Raw genomic sequence first — 15,048 nt, 5'->3', positions numbered from 1 at the left:
GTCGCGCCGGTCCATGGTCGGTCATGCCCGTGGCCTCGTGCACGCCCGTCACCCGAGACGTGCGGACCGGCGCGACAGGACCGCGCATGGTGCCACATCTGTTCCTGTTGTACGCACTCAGCTTTTCCCACGGGCCGTCAGGGCACCGTAAGCGGTCCCTGTGGGACCGCGCGGACTCTTTATATAGGGCTTCTCGGGCATAAGTGAGACAAGTATGCACGCGGGCCCCTCCAGCGGCGCACTCCTCCGGTACGGCTGCCCGCCCGCGCGCCCCTTACGACCCCTGGTTCGGTGGCACCATGACGCGGTGACCCACGCACCACACCACACGATCCAGGTCGTCGCGCACCGTGGAGCCTCGGAGGACGCGCCGGAACACACCCTCGCCGCCTACCGCAAGGCCATCGAGGACGGCGCGGACGCCCTCGAGTGCGATGTACGGCTCACCGCCGACGGGCACCTGGTCTGCGTCCACGACCGCCGGGTGAACCGCACCTCCAACGGCCGGGGTGCCGTCTCCGCCCTGGAGCTGTCCGACCTCTCGGCGCTGGACTTCGGCTCCTGGAAGGGCCGCGCGGGCCGGGACGAGGAGCCCGACTGGGAGCACCGGCCCGAGGACCGCGAGGAGACCTCCGTCCTCACCCTGGAGCGCCTGCTCCAACTGGTCGCCGACGCCGGGCGCCGGGTCGAGCTGGCCGTCGAGACCAAACACCCCACCCGCTGGGCCGGCCAGGTCGAGGAACGGCTGCTCGCCCTGCTGCGCCGGTACGGACTGCACGCACCCGCCTCCCCGGAAGCCTCCCCGGTCCGCGTGATGAGCTTCTCCGCCCGCTCCCTGCACCGGGTGCACGCCGCCGCCCCGACCCTGCCCCTGGTGCTGCTGGCACAGTTCGCCACCCCCCGGCTGCGCGAGGGGCGCCTCCCCGCGGGCGTCACCATCGCCGGCCCCTCCATCCGCATCGCCCGCAGCCACCCGGCGTACCTGCGACGGCTCAAGGAGGCCGGTCACCAGGTGCACGTGTGGACGGTGAACGAACCCGCCGACGTGGACCTCTGCATCGGCCTGGGGGTCGACGCCATCATCACCAACCGCCCGCGCGAGGTGCTCGGCCGCCTGGGCCGCTGACGCCGCTCCCGGACCCGGGACGTGCACCGGCGCGTTCGTCTTCCCTCGCCGGCATGACGAATGCGTCGCCGGAACGAGACTGGCCGGTTTCCGCTTCGGGCCAATGGGGCATTCACCCGTTGCGTGGGGCGAAGGAGGTCTCGGGGGTGGCGTTGGTGGTGGCACAGGAAGTGCCCGCGTCGTCGGGCATGGCCGTACCTCACGGCCCTGCCGGCGTGGGGAGGGCGAGGCACCGGATGCGTGCGCAACTGCGCGGCGGCGGGGTCCCGGAACCGGTCGTGGACGACGCCGTGCTGATTCTGTCGGAGCTGCTGAGCAACGCGTACCGGCACGGACGCCCGCTGGGCGGCGCCCGGGCCGGGGACGGCGCGGTGCGCGCGGACTGGCGGATCGACCCGCGCGGGCGACTCATCGTGGAGGTCACCGACGGCGGCGGCCCGACCCGCCCCGCTCCGGCCACCCCCTCGGTCACCGCGCACGGCGGCCGGGGCCTGAGCATCATCGACGCGCTCGCCGACGACTGGGGCGTCCGGGACGACGTACCGGGCGAGGTGACGGTCTGGGTGGTGGTCCACGCGGACGTGCACGATCCCGATGCGGGCGCCCCGCCCGGATCCTTCGCTACGCGCGTCACCGCCCCCGCACCGGTCGCCGCACTGGCCGAACTCGGCTTCACGGAAGCGCTCGGGAGCCTGGACTGAACGGGCTTGCGTGAAGCGCCGGTCGTCCACAGATCCCACCCCGCCCCGCTCCACGCCGTCCACAGGTTCCGGTGGTCCGTGGCCCGAACGGCTAGGCTCCCGCCCGTACGAGACCAGCCGTCACCGGGAGACAGCCACCATGGCCAAGAAGCGACCCCAGACCAAGGGCAGCCGCCCGCAGCCGCACGGGGGCGAGGTTCCGGTCGTCGGTGCCCGCGAGGCCTGCCCCTGCGGCAGCGGCCGCCGCTACAAGGCGTGCCACGGCCGCGCGGCCGCGCACGCGGCGACCGAGCTGGTGCAGCGCCCGTTCGAGGGCCTGCCGGGCGAGTGTGACTGGGTGGCGCTGCGCGAGCTGGTTCCGGCCGCCACCGTCGAACTGAACCTGAAGGACGGTCTGCCCGAGGGTGTCCCCTCGGTCACCCTGGCCACCGTGCTGCCGATGGCGTGGCCCGCGCTGCGCCGCGACGACGGCTCGGTGCTGCTGGGCCTGCAGAACGACACCGCCTCCGGCGACATCAGCCGCGACCTGGCCGACACCCTCCAGCGGGCCCTGGTGGCCGAGCCGGGCACCCCGGTGGAGGGCCGCCGCGCCGCGTCGGACGCACCCCGTCTCCAGGACCTGCTGGACGCCGAGGGTGCCTTCGAGCCGGTCGTGCACAGCGGGTTCGAGTTCTGGGTGCCGGACGCGGAGAACGCGACGCCCGAGGTGGCCGCCTCGCTGGAGCGGGCCAACTCAGCCGCGATCCCCACCGTCAAGCTGACCGGGGTGGACGCCGCGTACTGGTGCGAGACCCCGGAGAAGAACCACCTGCGCTGGGTCATGCCGCACGAGGAGGAGCACCTGCTGGACGCCCTGGCGCGGCTGCACGCGGCGGGCACTTCCAGCCTGGGCGAGGGCACCCGCCTGGTCGGCTCGTTCCGTGCGCACGGACTGACCGTGCCGGTGTGGGACCTGCCGAGCGGGGTCGGCGCCGAGGAGATCGAGAAGCCGGCCGCCGAGTTCGCCGAGCGGCTCGCCGCGGCCCTCGCGGTGACCGGGCCCCTCACCCCCGAGGAGCGCCGAGCACGCGGCGGCCTGACGAACCGGCAGGTCACCCTGAGCTGACCCCCGCCCGGGACCCGGGGAGTGGGTGACCCATATCACAACTCCCAGGCGTGGCAAGCGAATCCGTGTCCGAATAAGCCGGACCGAATTTGCGAACCGCCGATCTCTTGTTACCGTTCCAGTAGCCCGGTTGCTGGTGCATCCCCCGTCGCCAGCAACCGGGCCTTTCCATGTCCGCGTCCGGTCGGATCGGCCACGGTCGACCGTCAACTGCGCTTTTCGGCAACGGAGTTGCTGCCGGAGCGCAGCAGCAGCGGACCCTCTGCGCCGCGTGCGAACTCGGAGACGGCCGTGTACGCGGCCTCCGCGTCCCGCATGCGCTCGCGCGGGGTCTCGCAGGTGGCGGGCGCGTCGTCCGCGCCGGTGGCACAGGTCGTGCGCACGGCCCGGCCGCCCGGGCCCAGCAGACTCAGGCCGGCGTCCAGGGCGTCACCGGTGGTGTTGCGGTAGTAGACCCGCGCCCAGGTCTCGCCGCCCCGCCTCAGGACACAGGTCTGCGCCTCCAGCCCGTCGGGCGAGGCGAGTTCGGGTCCGCAGCGGGTGAGCGTGATCCGGTCGAGGGCCTCCAGGGCGGAGGGCGCCGAATCCGCACGCGCGTCCCCGTCCTCCCCCTGGTCCGCCGACGCCCCGCCCAGCGGCAGCAGCAGTCCCGCCGCGACGAGGCACGCCAGGGCGGAGGTGCGGAGCGGTCCGGCTCCCGGCCCGCCCGCGCGGGGCCGGTGAATTCGCAGCATGGGCGGAAGATAACGAGCGCGCGCGGCCCGAGGGCCCCGCGCGCCCCCGACACCCCTACAACTCGGGCGCACTCACACCCGTACGAGTGAGGGCCTCGACCACGGCGTCCACCACGGCCTCCACGTCGGGCAGCCACGGGGAGGCGGAGCCGGGCAGCGGGGCGCGCTCCCAGCGGACCTCGCCCTGGCCGGTGACGGAGGGCGGGAGGGCGAGGTAGCCGCCCTCGCCGTGGAAGCGGAGCGAGCCGGGGACGAAGTCCTTGGCGTACAGCAGTTCGCCCAACTGCTCCATGGAGTAGGGCTTCACGAGGATGGCCCAGCGGTGCGGGGCGGCGACGACCGGGCCGAGCCGCATCCCGCGCCGGTCCAGCAGCGCGAGCGCGCGGGCACCGGCCCCGGCGGGCAGGCTGACCGCGCAGGGGGCCCGGCCGCCGGTGGCGAGGACGATCGGCGCGTCCGGCCGGCTGGTCCACCACCAGCGCACCATGCGGGCGTCGGTGGTGGCCGCGAGCAGATCGGGGTCACCGGGGTGGGCGCCGGGCACCGTGCACGCCGGGTCGGGGCAGGAGCAGCCGGCCGGGCCCTGCGGATCGGCGGCGGTGCCCGGAAGTACCGGCCACCGCCACGTCGCCGCGAAGGTCGAGGCCGCGTCGATCAGCGCCGGGCCGTCGTCGCCCCGCCGGGGCGGAAGGCCGCTTCGGCTTCCGAGGATCTCGCGCATGAGCGCTCGCTCCTTTCCGTTGCACCGCTGGCAACACCGTGGACATCACAACATGTGTGGATCACTTCACTGTGCGTACCTGTTGGCGCATCACGCCCCCGCGCACGGCGGGGGAACCCCCAGGGATGGAACAACGGCCGCGTCCGACGTGCGGTTCTTCAGACGTGCGGTTCTTCTGGAGCACGGACATGGCACGGGGGTGGCGAAGTCTGGCGTTTTGCCGTCGCGCGTGTTTCTCTCCGCCTCCGCCACGGGAGGATGGGGCTCGGTCGTCGGTGGTTATGACGTCCGGGTCCTTCGCCAGGTTCCGGGCGGCCTGTGGCCACCCCTTGACTTCTCTCGAGTACGTACCCCGCACGACCGTGGTGACGCTCCGTCGAGCAGGGCCAGTCGACCGCAATGACGCTCCACCCGAGGCAGTTTCCAGCCAACTTGCCAGTAGTTCAAGGGGTTCCGCGACATCCCTCCGACGCCCCACCAACACCAGGAATCCCCGCAGGACAATGCTGGACATCCCCTCACGAGTGCGTGTACATGTGGAGACACTGCTGGCGGCGCAGAATCACATGGGGGTTTGCGATGCTTTTCAGCAAGACGCACCGGTCCGAGAGCCGGACGCCATGAACGCTCCGCATCCTCCGAAAGTGGCCGGAATCGATCCCGCAGTTCCCACTCCCGCCCACACTGTCGCGCCCGCACCGTCTGCCCCGGAAGCCGGTCCCGCACCGGACGCCCCGGCGGGCACCCCGCCCCCCGTGACCGCCCCGGAGGCTCCGGGCAGCCTGCTCCAGGACCGACTGGCCGGCTGGGTCTCCGACCTCACCACCCTCCACGAGCTGACCGAGCGGATGTGCCGGACATCCGCTCTGGCGACCGCACTCGAGGAACTGCTGCGCGCCGGTGCCGCCCTCGTGGGCGCCCGGCGCGGTCTCGTCGTACTGGAACCCGGCGACGGACTCGGCCCCCGCACCACCGCCGGCCTCGGCCTCGGCCGCGCCGACATCGGCCACCTCGAGACCGTCCCGCGCGAGGCCCTGCTGACCGGCACCGCCGACCTGCTCGCCGAACCCGGCCTCGACCCCCGGCACCGCGAGGTCGCCGCCCGCCTCGGCTACGCGGCCAGCCACGTCCTGCCGCTGGCCACCGACAGCGCCCGCCTCGGCGCCGCCGTCTGGCTCTACGACGAGCCGGCGGCCCCCGACGAACACCACAGACATCTGATCGCGCTCTACCTCCGCCAGGCCACCGAGCATCTCGCGCTGCTGGTGGAGGTGGAGCGCGCCCGCCTGCACACCGCCGCCCTCACCGAGGAACTGCTCCCCTCCCGGCTCCCCCGCGTCCCCGGCGTCCAGCTAGCCGTCCGGCACCGCGCCGGCCGGCACGGCGGCGGCGACTGGTACGACGCCCTGCCGCTGCCCGACGCCGCCCTCGGCCTCTCCGTCGGCTCCGTCACCGGCAGCGGTCCGGGGGCCGTCGCGGCGATGGGCCGGCTCCGTGCCTCGCTGCGGGCGTACGCCGTGATGGAGGGCGAGGACCCGGTCGCCGTCCTCTCCGACCTGGAGCTGCTGCTCAGGCTCACCGAGCCCGCCCGCTCGGCCACCGCCCTGTTCGCCTACTGCCAGCCCGCCACCCGCCGGGTCACCCTGGCCGGTGCCGGGCACAGCCCGCCGCTGCTCACCGGGGAGCGCCGCACCGAGTACGCCGAGACCTCGCTGTCCGCCCCGCTCGGCATGCTCGCCTGCTGGGAGGCGCCCAGCGTGGAGTTCGGTGTCCGGCCGGGAGAGACGGTTCTCCTCTACACCGACGGACTGCTGCGCCGCACCGGTGAGGCCACGGACCGTGCCTTCGCCCGGCTGCACGCGGCCGCGGCGGGCGTGCCGCGCGTCCTGCGCGGCGATCCCGGCGCCGTCGCCGACCACGTCCTCGCCACGCTCCTGCCGGAGGACGGCACCGCCGCCGACGAGGACGTGGTGCTGCTGGCGGCCCGCTTCGACTGAGCACGGGCGGGCACGGCCGGTCCGGTTTCGGTACGAACGTACGATGATGGGGGCACCCCTGCTCGGGCACGGACGCGAGCACCGCGTGCCCCCCGGGGGAGATCACACGCCGTACCGAGGAGGATCAGTGTCCGACGAGCTCAACCCGGCCGTTCCCGACGAGGCCACCGAGGCCGAGGAGCCCATCAAGCAGCGCAAGAACGGCCTCTACCCCGGTGTCACCGACGAGCTGGCGGAGAACATGCGCTCCGGCTGGGCCGACACCGAGCTGCGTGATCTGGCGCCGATCCCGCAGGCCGCCGACACCGCGCGCCGCCGCGCCGCGCTGTCCGCCCGTTTCCCCGGCGAGCGTCTGGTGATCCCCGCCGGCAACCTGAAGACCCGCTCGAACGACACCGAGTACGCCTTCCGCGCGGCCACCGAGTACGCCTACCTCACCGGCAACCAGACCGAGGACGGCGTCCTGGTCCTGGAGCCCGCCGCCGACGGCCACCGCGCGACCGTCTACCTGCTGCCCCGCTCCGACCGGGAGAACGGCGAGTTCTGGCTCTCCGGCCAGGGCGAGCTGTGGGTCGGCCGCCGCCACTCGCTGACCGAGTCCGAGGCGCTGTACGGCATCCCGGCCGCCGACGTGCGCGAGCTGGCCGACACGCTGCGCGAGGCCACCGGCCCGGTGCGCGTGGTGCGCGGTCACGACGCCGCTGTCGAGGCGGCCCTGACCGACAAGGTCACCGCCGAGCGCGACGAGGAGCTGCGCGTCTTCCTCTCCGAGGCCCGTCTGGTCAAGGACGAGTTCGAGATCGGCGAACTGCAGAAGGCCGTCGACTCCACCGTGCGCGGCTTCGAGGACGTGGTGAAGGTCCTCGACAAGGCCGAGGCCACCTCGGAGCGCTACATCGAGGGCACCTTCTTCCTCCGCGCGCGCGTGGAGGGCAACGACATCGGCTACGGCTCGATCTGCGCCTCCGGCGCCCACGCCTGCACCCTGCACTGGGTGCGCAACGACGGCCCGGTCCGCTCCGGCGACCTGCTGCTGCTCGACGCCGGCGTGGAGACCCACACCCTCTACACCGCCGACGTCACCCGCACCCTCCCGGTCGACGGCACCTACACCGACCTCCAGCGCAAGATCTACGACGCGGTGTACGAGGCCCAGGAGGCCGGCATCGCCGCGGTGAGGCCCGGCGCCAAGTTCCGTGACTTCCACGACGCCGCCCAGCGCGTGCTCACCGAGAAGCTGGTCGAGTGGGGCCTGGTCGAGGGCCCGGTCGAGCGCGTCCTGGAGCTGGGCCTGCAGCGCCGCTGGACCCTGCACGGCACCGGCCACATGCTGGGCATGGACGTGCACGACTGCGCGGTCGCCCGCACCGAGGCGTACGTCGACGGCACGCTGGAGCCCGGCATGGTCCTCACCGTCGAGCCCGGCCTGTACTTCCAGGCCGACGACCTGACGGTGCCCGAGGAGTACCGGGGCATCGGCGTCCGGATCGAGGACGACATCCTCGTCACCGCCGAGGGCAACCGGAACCTGTCCGCGGGCCTGCCGCGGCGCTCCGAGGACGTCGAGGCGTGGATGGCGACGCTCAAGGGCTGACGACACGGCGAAGGGGCCGGGCATCCCGGCCCCCTCCGCTCGGTGAAGGACCCCTCACGCGGTGAGCAGCGAGGGGTCCTTCTTCCACTTCAGGATCTTGTCGAAGCTGACCACGGTACCGGCGCGGCCCGGCCGCCCGCCGACGTGGACGTGGTCGGCCAGCTCCCGGATCAGACACAGGCCCCGGCCGTCCTCGGCGTCCACGCGGGCCATCCGGATGCCCAGGGCCGGGGCGGGCGCGACACCGGGGCCCGAGTCGGCCACCTCGATGCGGCACTTCTCGCCGTCCAGATAGGCGGTCACCCGGTACGCCTGCGCCTGCTCCCCGCAGGCGGACCCGCCGTGTTCCACGGCGTTGGCGCACGCCTCGGTGAGGGCCACGGAGATGTCGTAGGAGACGTCGGGATCGACACCGGCCGTCTCCATCGTGCCGATCAGCAGGCGGCGGGCGAGCGGGACGCTCGCGGCATCGCGGCGCAGATGGAGTGACCACCAGATGCTCATGCTCCAGCCTCCCGGCCGCGGCTCGACATACCGTTACCTATTGCCGCGCGTGGGCGCCCGTAAGCCCTCGGGTGACGTGATGCCGCCCATCTGGTCGATGTGCGCCGGGACGAATCGGGGTAAGGCACGTGACCGCCTCCGCGCTGCGCGCGCCCCCGTGGCGTGATCCCGCGGCCCTGCCTCGGGGATGCCGCGGCCGCAGTGCGATGATGAGCCCCGCCATGAGTGCCCCTCGTCCGCGCACGGCGCGACCCGGACCCCGCGTCCGGCTGCTGCGGGCCGCGGTCTTCGCCGCGGTCTGTGTCGTGCTGGCCGCCGCCGGGCACACCACGGCCTCCTGCGCGAACGTCCCGCTGTGGACGCTGGGCGCCGGGTTCGCCGGATCCCTGCTGGTCATGGCGCCGCTCGCCGGACGGGCCCGCTCGGTGCCCGCCATCGCGGCCCTGCTCGCCCTCGGCCAGGTCGCCCTGCACACGCTGTTCGGCCTCGGCCAGCACACCGCGCAGCCCATGGCGTCCATGGGCGGCGCGCACTCCGGCGCGGCCGACGACGCGATGGTCCAGCGCGCCGCCCAGCTGCTGTGCGGGTCCGGCCCGGCCACTCTCACCCCCGGCCATGCCTACCGCCTGCTGCTCGACGCCCGCCTCATCGACGCCTCGGGCCGCCTCACCGGGTACCCGGCGGCCGGCCCGCACGTCCCGGACACGGCCGGCTCCCCGGCCGGCCCGGTGCCGTCGGCCCTCTCGCTGCTCTCGCTGCCGATGCTTCTCGGCCACCTCCTCGCCGCGCTGGCCCTGGGCTGGCTGCTGCGCCGGGGTGATCTGGCCGTTCTGCGGCTGGTCGAGCTGTCGACGCACGGGGTCGCCGAGGGCGCGCTCGTGCGCTCCCTGCGTGCCGCGCTCGCGCTGACCCGCGCCCTGTACGCCGGGCTGATGCCCGCGGCCGGGCCCGCCCCGCGCCTGCGCCGCACCGAGCGGGACGAGCCGCCGGTCCCGCAGGCCGCCGCGCTCCAGCACTCGGTGATCCGGCGCGGCCCGCCCGCCGGCGCGTTCCGCCTCGCCGCCTGACGCGACCACCGCTCCCGTACGTACGAGGAGGGGAGGGGACGCCGTCGTGCGGCACACGCGCGTGCGCCGCTTCCCGCGCGCCCCGCGCACCCCTCACCGTCACCGGGCTCAGCACCGGATCTCGCTCAAGAGCGGAGTTTCCCCAGCATGCAGATCTCCCGTACCGCCTCCCGTGTCACCGCCGCCGTCGCCGTGGCGGGCGCGACCGTCCTCGCCGTGTCGGTCCCCGCCTTCGCGCACGTCTCCGTGCAGCCGGAGGGCACCGCGGCCAAGGGCGGCTACGCCACCGTCGACTTCAAGGTGCCCAACGAGCGCGACGACGCCTCCACCACCAAGCTCGAGGTCAACCTCCCCGCCGACCACCCGCTGGCCTCCGTCATGCCGCAGCCGGTGCCGGGCTGGAGCGTGAAGGTGACCAAGTCCAAGCTGGACAAGCCGCTGACCATGCACGGCGAGAAGATCGGCGAGGCCGTCACCAAGGTCACCTGGACCGCCGACGGCAAGGGCATCGAGCCGGGCTACTTCCAGAAGTTCCCGCTCTCCCTGGGTGCGCTGCCCGAGGACACCGACCAGATCGTCTTCAAGGCGATCCAGACGTACTCCGACAAGGAGGTCGTCCGCTGGATCGAGGTGCCGCAGGAGGGCCAGGACGAGCCGGAGAACCCGGCCCCGACGCTGGCGCTGTCCGCCGCGACCGACGACCACCACGGCTCGGCGGCCGCAGCCGACGACGCCAAGGGCGGCGACAAGGACGACGCCCACCAGCAGGCCGCCGCCGACCCCGACGGCGGCACCGACACCACCGCCCGGGTGCTGGGCATCGTCGGCATCGTGATCGGTGTCGCCGGCGTGGCCTACGGGGTCCTCATGGGCCGCCGCCGCACCGCCTGACCTCATCTGAACCGCGCGCACCGGGGCCGTGACCACCCGGTACGGCCCCGGTGCGCGCGGGAGTTCTCGACCCCCTGGGACATCTCTCCATGCTTTCTCCGCGCAAGAAGACCCTGGCCGCGGCCGCGCTGCTGGCTGCCGCCGCCCTCACCCTGTCCGCCTGCGGCAGCGGTGACGACTCCTCCTCCTCTCCCGTCTCCGTGGTCTCCGAGGAAGGCGGCTCCGGCAAGGCCGCCACCGTCCTCGACCAGCCGTTCGCCAAGCCGGACCTGGTCCTCACCGACACCCACGGCGAGAAGTACGACCTGCGGGCCGAGACCAAGGGCCACCCGACACTCGTCTACTTCGGCTACACCCACTGCCCCGACGTGTGCCCCACGACGATGAGCAACATCGCCGTCGCCATGAAGGCGCTGCCCAAGGCCGAGCAGGACGACCTGCGGGTCGTCTTCGTCACCACGGACCCCGGCCGCGACACCCCGGCCGAGCTGGGCACCTGGCTCAAGAGCATCGATCCGCGCTTCACCGGCCTGACCGGCGACTTCCCCGCCATCCAGGCGGGCGCCCGCTCGCTCGGCATCTCCGTGGAGCCGACCAGCAAGGACAAGAACGGCAAGACCGTCTCCGTCCACGGCACCCAGGTCATCGCCTTCTCCCCGAAGACGAACGGCGGCTACGTCCTCTACGGCGAGGAGGCCACCGTCGACGACTGGACCAAGGACCTGCCCGAGCTCGTACGCGGAGCGAAGCCGTGAAGCGCGCCGCACTGCCCGTCACCGCACTCGCCGCCGCCCTCGCCCTCGCGGGATGCGGCTCCGGACAGGGAGCCGACGAGCCCGAGTTGTCGGTGAGCGCCACCTACATGCCCCAGCCGGTCGCCGCCGACATGGCCGCTGGCTTCCTCACCGTCACCAACAGGGGCGGTGAGCAGGACGAGCTGACCTCGGTGAGCAGCGACATCGGCCGGGTCACCATGCACAGCACCAGCGGCGGCACCATGGCCGAGCGCACCTCCTTCGCGGTACCCGCCCACGGCCGGCTCGTCTTCAGGAGCGGCGGCAACCACCTGATGTTCGAGCAGCTCAAGCAGAAGCCGCGCCAGGGCCAGACCATCAGGCTCAAGCTGGGCTTCGCCCGGTCCGGCCCGCTCACCGTCGAGATGCCGGTGCGGTCCGCCACGTACAACCCGTCGACCGGACACTGAGGGAGGGACCACCTTGACGCGGACCATCACCCCCCGGCTGCGCACCCTGGTACTGCTGCTCCTCGCCGTCACCGGCACGCTGTTCGCGGGTGCCGCGCCCGCCTCCGCGCACGCCGCGCTGACCGGCAGCGACCCCGCGCAGGGGGTGGTGGTCGACCGGGCGCCCGCCCAGGTCTCGCTCACCTTCTCCGAGCAGGTGGCGATGGGCGACGACTCGCTGCGCGTCCTAGACCCCAAGGGCAAGCCGGTGCAGTCCGGCAGACCGGCGAACGTCAGCGGCACCACGTACGCGGTCCGGCTGCGCGCCGGGCTGGCCGACGGCACGTACACCGTCGCCTACCAGGTCGTCTCGGCCGACAGCCACCCCGTCGCCGGGGCCTACACCTTCTCCATCGGCGCGCCCTCGCGCACGGTCGTCTCCGGCACGGGGGCGGGCGCGGGCGGCGGGGCCGTGGGCGCGCTGTACTCCGTCGGGCGGTACCTGTCCTACGCGGGGTTCATCGTGCTGGCAGGCGGCGCCGCCTTCGTGCTGGCCTGCTGGCGGCAGGGCGCCGGGGTACGGGCGCTGCAGCGGCTCGTGGTCGGAGGATGGCTGACGCTCACCGCGGCCACGCTCGGGCTGCTGCTGCTCCGGGGCTCGTACACCTCCTCGGGCAGGCTCGGGGACGTCCTCGACCTCGATCTGCTGGGGCAGGTGCTCCAGACCAAGACCGGGGCGGCGCTGGTCTCCCGGCTGCTGCTGCTCGCCGCCGCCGCGCTGTTCGTCGCGGTGCTGTTCGGTGCGTACGCCCGTCGGGAAGAGGAGGAGGGGACCGACGAGGAGGCGGCCGCCGAACGGCGGGACCTGGGCTTCGGGCTCGCCATCGGCGGGATCGTCGTCGGGGCCGGACTCGCGGCGAGCTGGGCGATGGCCGAGCACGCGTCCACCGGGCTCCAGCCGGGTGTGGCCATGCCGGTCGACATCGTGCACCTCCTCGCCGTCGCCTGCTGGTTCGGCGGGCTGACCGCGCTGCTCGTCGCCCTGTACCGGGCCCCCGCCGACACCCCGCTCGGCACGGACGCCGTGCGGCGCTTCTCCCGGCTCGCCTTCGGTTCCGTCGTGGCCCTGGTCGCCACGGGCGTCTACCAGTCCTGGCGTCAGCTCGGCTCCTGGTCGGCCTTCACCGACACCCGGTACGGGCAGTTGCTGCTGGTCAAGCTGGGGCTCGTGGCCGTCATGGTGGGACTGGCGTGGATCTCACGGCGGTGGACGGGGAGGCTGGCGGACCGGGGCACGGCCGGCTCCGAGGACGGGTCCGGGGCAACCGGAGACGCTCCGCGGGCCGAGGAGCGGGAGCAGACGCCCCACGTGGCCGGCGTGCCATCCGGTGCCGCGACCGCAGAGGCCGGCGGAGCCGAGCGGGCCGGGGAGGGCGCGGCGTCCGCCGCGGCCACCGGCCCCAGCGGCGCCGGGCGGGCCGACGCCGGGCCCGCCGACCCCGGGCGGGCCGCGCAGCTCGCCCGGCAGCGGGCCGCCGTCGAGACCGCGCGGCGCAAGCGGGCGCGGGATGCCGATCCGAGCCGGGCCGGGCTGCGCCGGTCGGTGCTGGCGGAGGCGGGGGTCGCCGTCGTGCTGCTCGCGGTGACCACCGCGCTCACGCAGACCGAGCCGGGCCGCACCGAGCAGGAGGCCAGGGCGGCCACCGCGCCGGCCGCGAGCTCCCCGGCCGACACCTCCGGCGCCCTCACTCTGGACATGCCCTTCGACACCGGCGGCGCGAACGGCAAGGGCCTGGTCCGGATCGACATCGATCCCGCCCGGGTCGGCACCAACGAGATGCATCTGTACGTCCAGCGGCCCGACGGCCGCCCGTACGACATCCCCGAGGTGAAGGTCGCCCTCACCCTGAAGGCCAAGCAGATCGGTCCGCTCCCGGTGGCCCCGGAACGCATCACCACCGGCCACTGGGCGGCCAGCGGTGTCCAGGTCCCCATGGCGGGAGACTGGGAGGTCGCCGTCACCGTACGGACCTCCGACATCGACCAGGTGACCGTCTCCAAGAACGCGAAGATCGGCTGAACCGCACCATGCCCGAACCGTCCGTCCCCCAGGCCCGCACCCCCGAAACCGCGACGCCCGCCCCCGAACCGGGCCGCGGTGTCTCCCGGCGCGCCCTGCTCGGCACCGCCGGGGCCACCGGCCTCGTCCTCGGTGCGGCGGGCGGCGCCCTCGGCTACGCCGCCGCACCCGCCCCGTCCACGCCGCTCACCTCGATCGGCACGGACCGCGCGATGTTTCACGGGAAACATCAGCCCGGCATCACCGACGCGCTCCAGGCCCACGGCCACCTCGTCGCCTTCGACCTGAGGCCGGGCGCGGGCCGCAAGGAGGCGGCGGCCCTGCTGCGCCGCTGGTCGGCGGCGGCCGAGCGGCTGATGGCGGGCGAGGCGGCCCCGCACGAGGACACCGACGTCGCCCGCGACGCCGGACCCTCCTCGCTGACCGTCACCTTCGGGTTCGGGCACAGCTTCTTCGCCCGTACCGGGCTGGAGAAGCAGAGGCCGGCCGCGCTGGACCCGCTGCCCGACTTCTCCGCCGACCACCTCGACAAGAAGCGCGGCGAGGGCGACCTCTGGGTGCAGATCGGCGCCAATGACGCGCTGGTCGCCTTCCACGCGCTGCGCACCGTGCAGAAGGAGGCGGGCGACGCGGCGCGGGTCCGCTGGCAGATGAACGGCTTCAACCGCTCCCCCGGCACCACCACGCACGCCCTGACCACGCGCAACCTCATGGGCCAGATCGACGGCACCCGCAATCCCAGGCCCGCCGAGCCGGACTTCGACCGGCGGATCTTCGTGCCCGCCTCGGGCGAGCCCGCCTGGATGGCGAACGGCTCCTACGCCGTCGTCCGCCGCATCCGCATGCTGCTGGACGACTGGGAGAAACTGGCGCGCCCGGAGCAGGAGGCGGTCATCGGCCGCCGCAAGTCGGACGGCGCTCCACTGTCCGGGGGCCACGAGACCACGCCGATGGACCTGGAGAAGGCGGACGCGAGGGGCGAGTACGTCGTCCCGCTCAACGCGCACGCCCGGATCACCCGGCCCGACCAGAACGGCGGGGCCGCGATGCTGCGCCGCCCGTTCTCCTTCCATGACGGCTACGACGCGGACGGCACCCCCGACGCTGGGCTGCTGTTCATCTGCTGGCAGGCCGACCCCCTGCGCGGCTTCGTGCCGGTGCAGCGCAAGCTCGACCGGGGCGACGCGCTGTCGCGGTACCTGCGGCACGAGGCGAGCGGGCTGTTCGCGGTGCCGGGAGGCGCGGCGCAGGGCGAGTACGTGGGGCAGCGGCTGCTGGAGGGATGAGCAGGCACCGCGGACGCCTCTTCCGCAGGCTCCGGGACCCGAGCCACTCGGAAGGGTGG

General features: G+C 73.8%; 13 protein-coding genes and 1 pseudogene. 11 read left to right on the top strand and 3 right to left on the bottom strand.

The window, feature by feature from the left end:
• Nucleotides 1-307: 307 nt before the first annotated feature.
• From ACWCV3_RS09470 to ACWCV3_RS09460, 3 genes and pseudogenes are all read left to right on the top strand, one after another.
• Entirely contained in the window at nucleotides 308-1,126 is an 819-nt protein-coding gene (locus tag ACWCV3_RS09470) for a glycerophosphodiester phosphodiesterase (RefSeq protein ID WP_451220804.1), read from the top strand.
• 60 nt (nucleotides 1,127-1,186) lie between these two features.
• A pseudogene (locus ACWCV3_RS09465) lies at nucleotides 1,187-1,827 on the top strand (ATP-binding protein).
• A 139-nt stretch (nucleotides 1,828-1,966) separates the two neighbouring features.
• Nucleotides 1,967-2,932: a DUF5926 family protein gene (locus tag ACWCV3_RS09460; protein WP_451220802.1), complete on the top strand. Its 966-nt coding sequence runs from the start codon at nucleotides 1,967-1,969 to the stop codon at nucleotides 2,930-2,932.
• A gap of 206 nt (nucleotides 2,933-3,138) precedes the next feature.
• Here ACWCV3_RS09460 and ACWCV3_RS09455 read toward each other — a convergent pair whose 3' ends face one another.
• On the bottom strand, nucleotides 3,139-3,666 hold the full coding sequence (locus ACWCV3_RS09455; protein ID WP_451220799.1) for a hypothetical protein: 528 nt from the start codon (nucleotides 3,664-3,666) through the stop codon (nucleotides 3,139-3,141).
• Nucleotides 3,667-3,721: 55 nt separating this feature from the next.
• Nucleotides 3,722-4,387, bottom strand: a complete 666-nt coding sequence (locus ACWCV3_RS09450) for a bifunctional DNA primase/polymerase (protein ID WP_451220797.1) — start codon at nucleotides 4,385-4,387, stop codon at nucleotides 3,722-3,724.
• Between the two features lie 503 nt (nucleotides 4,388-4,890).
• Here ACWCV3_RS09450 and ACWCV3_RS09445 point away from each other — a divergent pair.
• Both ACWCV3_RS09445 and ACWCV3_RS09440 read left to right on the top strand, forming a co-directional pair.
• On the top strand, nucleotides 4,891-6,384 hold the full coding sequence (locus tag ACWCV3_RS09445; protein ID WP_451220795.1) for a SpoIIE family protein phosphatase: 1,494 nt from the start codon (nucleotides 4,891-4,893) through the stop codon (nucleotides 6,382-6,384).
• Between the two features lie 127 nt (nucleotides 6,385-6,511).
• Nucleotides 6,512-7,978 carry an aminopeptidase P family protein gene (locus ACWCV3_RS09440; RefSeq protein ID WP_451220792.1) on the top strand — a complete coding sequence of 489 codons (1,467 nt, stop codon included), beginning with the start codon at nucleotides 6,512-6,514 and terminating at the stop codon, nucleotides 7,976-7,978.
• 54 nt (nucleotides 7,979-8,032) lie between these two features.
• Here the strand turns inward: ACWCV3_RS09440 and ACWCV3_RS09435 are convergent, their stop codons facing one another.
• Complete coding sequence (locus ACWCV3_RS09435) at nucleotides 8,033-8,482, bottom strand: ATP-binding protein (protein WP_451220789.1); 450 nt, start codon at nucleotides 8,480-8,482, stop codon at nucleotides 8,033-8,035.
• A gap of 221 nt (nucleotides 8,483-8,703) precedes the next feature.
• On the opposite strand from ACWCV3_RS09435, the gene ACWCV3_RS09430 reads away from it, so the two are divergent.
• The 6 genes from ACWCV3_RS09430 to efeB all read left to right on the top strand — a co-directional run bounded on the left by ACWCV3_RS09430 (nucleotide 8,704) and on the right by efeB (nucleotide 14,989).
• Nucleotides 8,704-9,549, top strand: coding sequence for a hypothetical protein (locus ACWCV3_RS09430; RefSeq protein WP_451220786.1), 846 nt, complete (start codon nucleotides 8,704-8,706; stop codon nucleotides 9,547-9,549).
• A gap of 147 nt (nucleotides 9,550-9,696) precedes the next feature.
• Nucleotides 9,697-10,440: a YcnI family copper-binding membrane protein gene (locus ACWCV3_RS09425; RefSeq protein WP_451220783.1), complete on the top strand. Its 744-nt coding sequence runs from the start codon at nucleotides 9,697-9,699 to the stop codon at nucleotides 10,438-10,440.
• 89 nt (nucleotides 10,441-10,529) lie between these two features.
• The gene (locus ACWCV3_RS09420) at nucleotides 10,530-11,195 is read left to right on the top strand and encodes an SCO family protein (protein WP_451220780.1); all 666 of its coding nucleotides are present in this window, start codon (nucleotides 10,530-10,532) and stop codon (nucleotides 11,193-11,195) included.
• Complete coding sequence (locus tag ACWCV3_RS09415) at nucleotides 11,192-11,644, top strand: copper chaperone PCu(A)C (RefSeq protein ID WP_451220777.1); 453 nt, start codon at nucleotides 11,192-11,194, stop codon at nucleotides 11,642-11,644. Before ACWCV3_RS09420 ends, ACWCV3_RS09415 begins: the two co-directional genes overlap by 4 nt.
• A gap of 13 nt (nucleotides 11,645-11,657) precedes the next feature.
• The gene (locus tag ACWCV3_RS09410; protein ID WP_451220775.1) at nucleotides 11,658-13,703 is read left to right on the top strand and encodes a copper resistance CopC/CopD family protein; all 2,046 of its coding nucleotides are present in this window, start codon (nucleotides 11,658-11,660) and stop codon (nucleotides 13,701-13,703) included.
• Nucleotides 13,704-13,711: 8 nt separating this feature from the next.
• Nucleotides 13,712-14,989, top strand: a complete 1,278-nt coding sequence (gene efeB / locus ACWCV3_RS09405) for an iron uptake transporter deferrochelatase/peroxidase subunit (RefSeq protein ID WP_451220772.1) — start codon at nucleotides 13,712-13,714, stop codon at nucleotides 14,987-14,989.
• Nucleotides 14,990-15,048: the final 59 nt, after the last annotated feature.

The organism is Streptomyces sp. NPDC001781 (genome assembly GCF_053596035.1).
The sequence above is the reverse complement of the archived record's forward strand: the minus strand, read 5'-3'. Positions and strand labels throughout refer to the sequence as shown.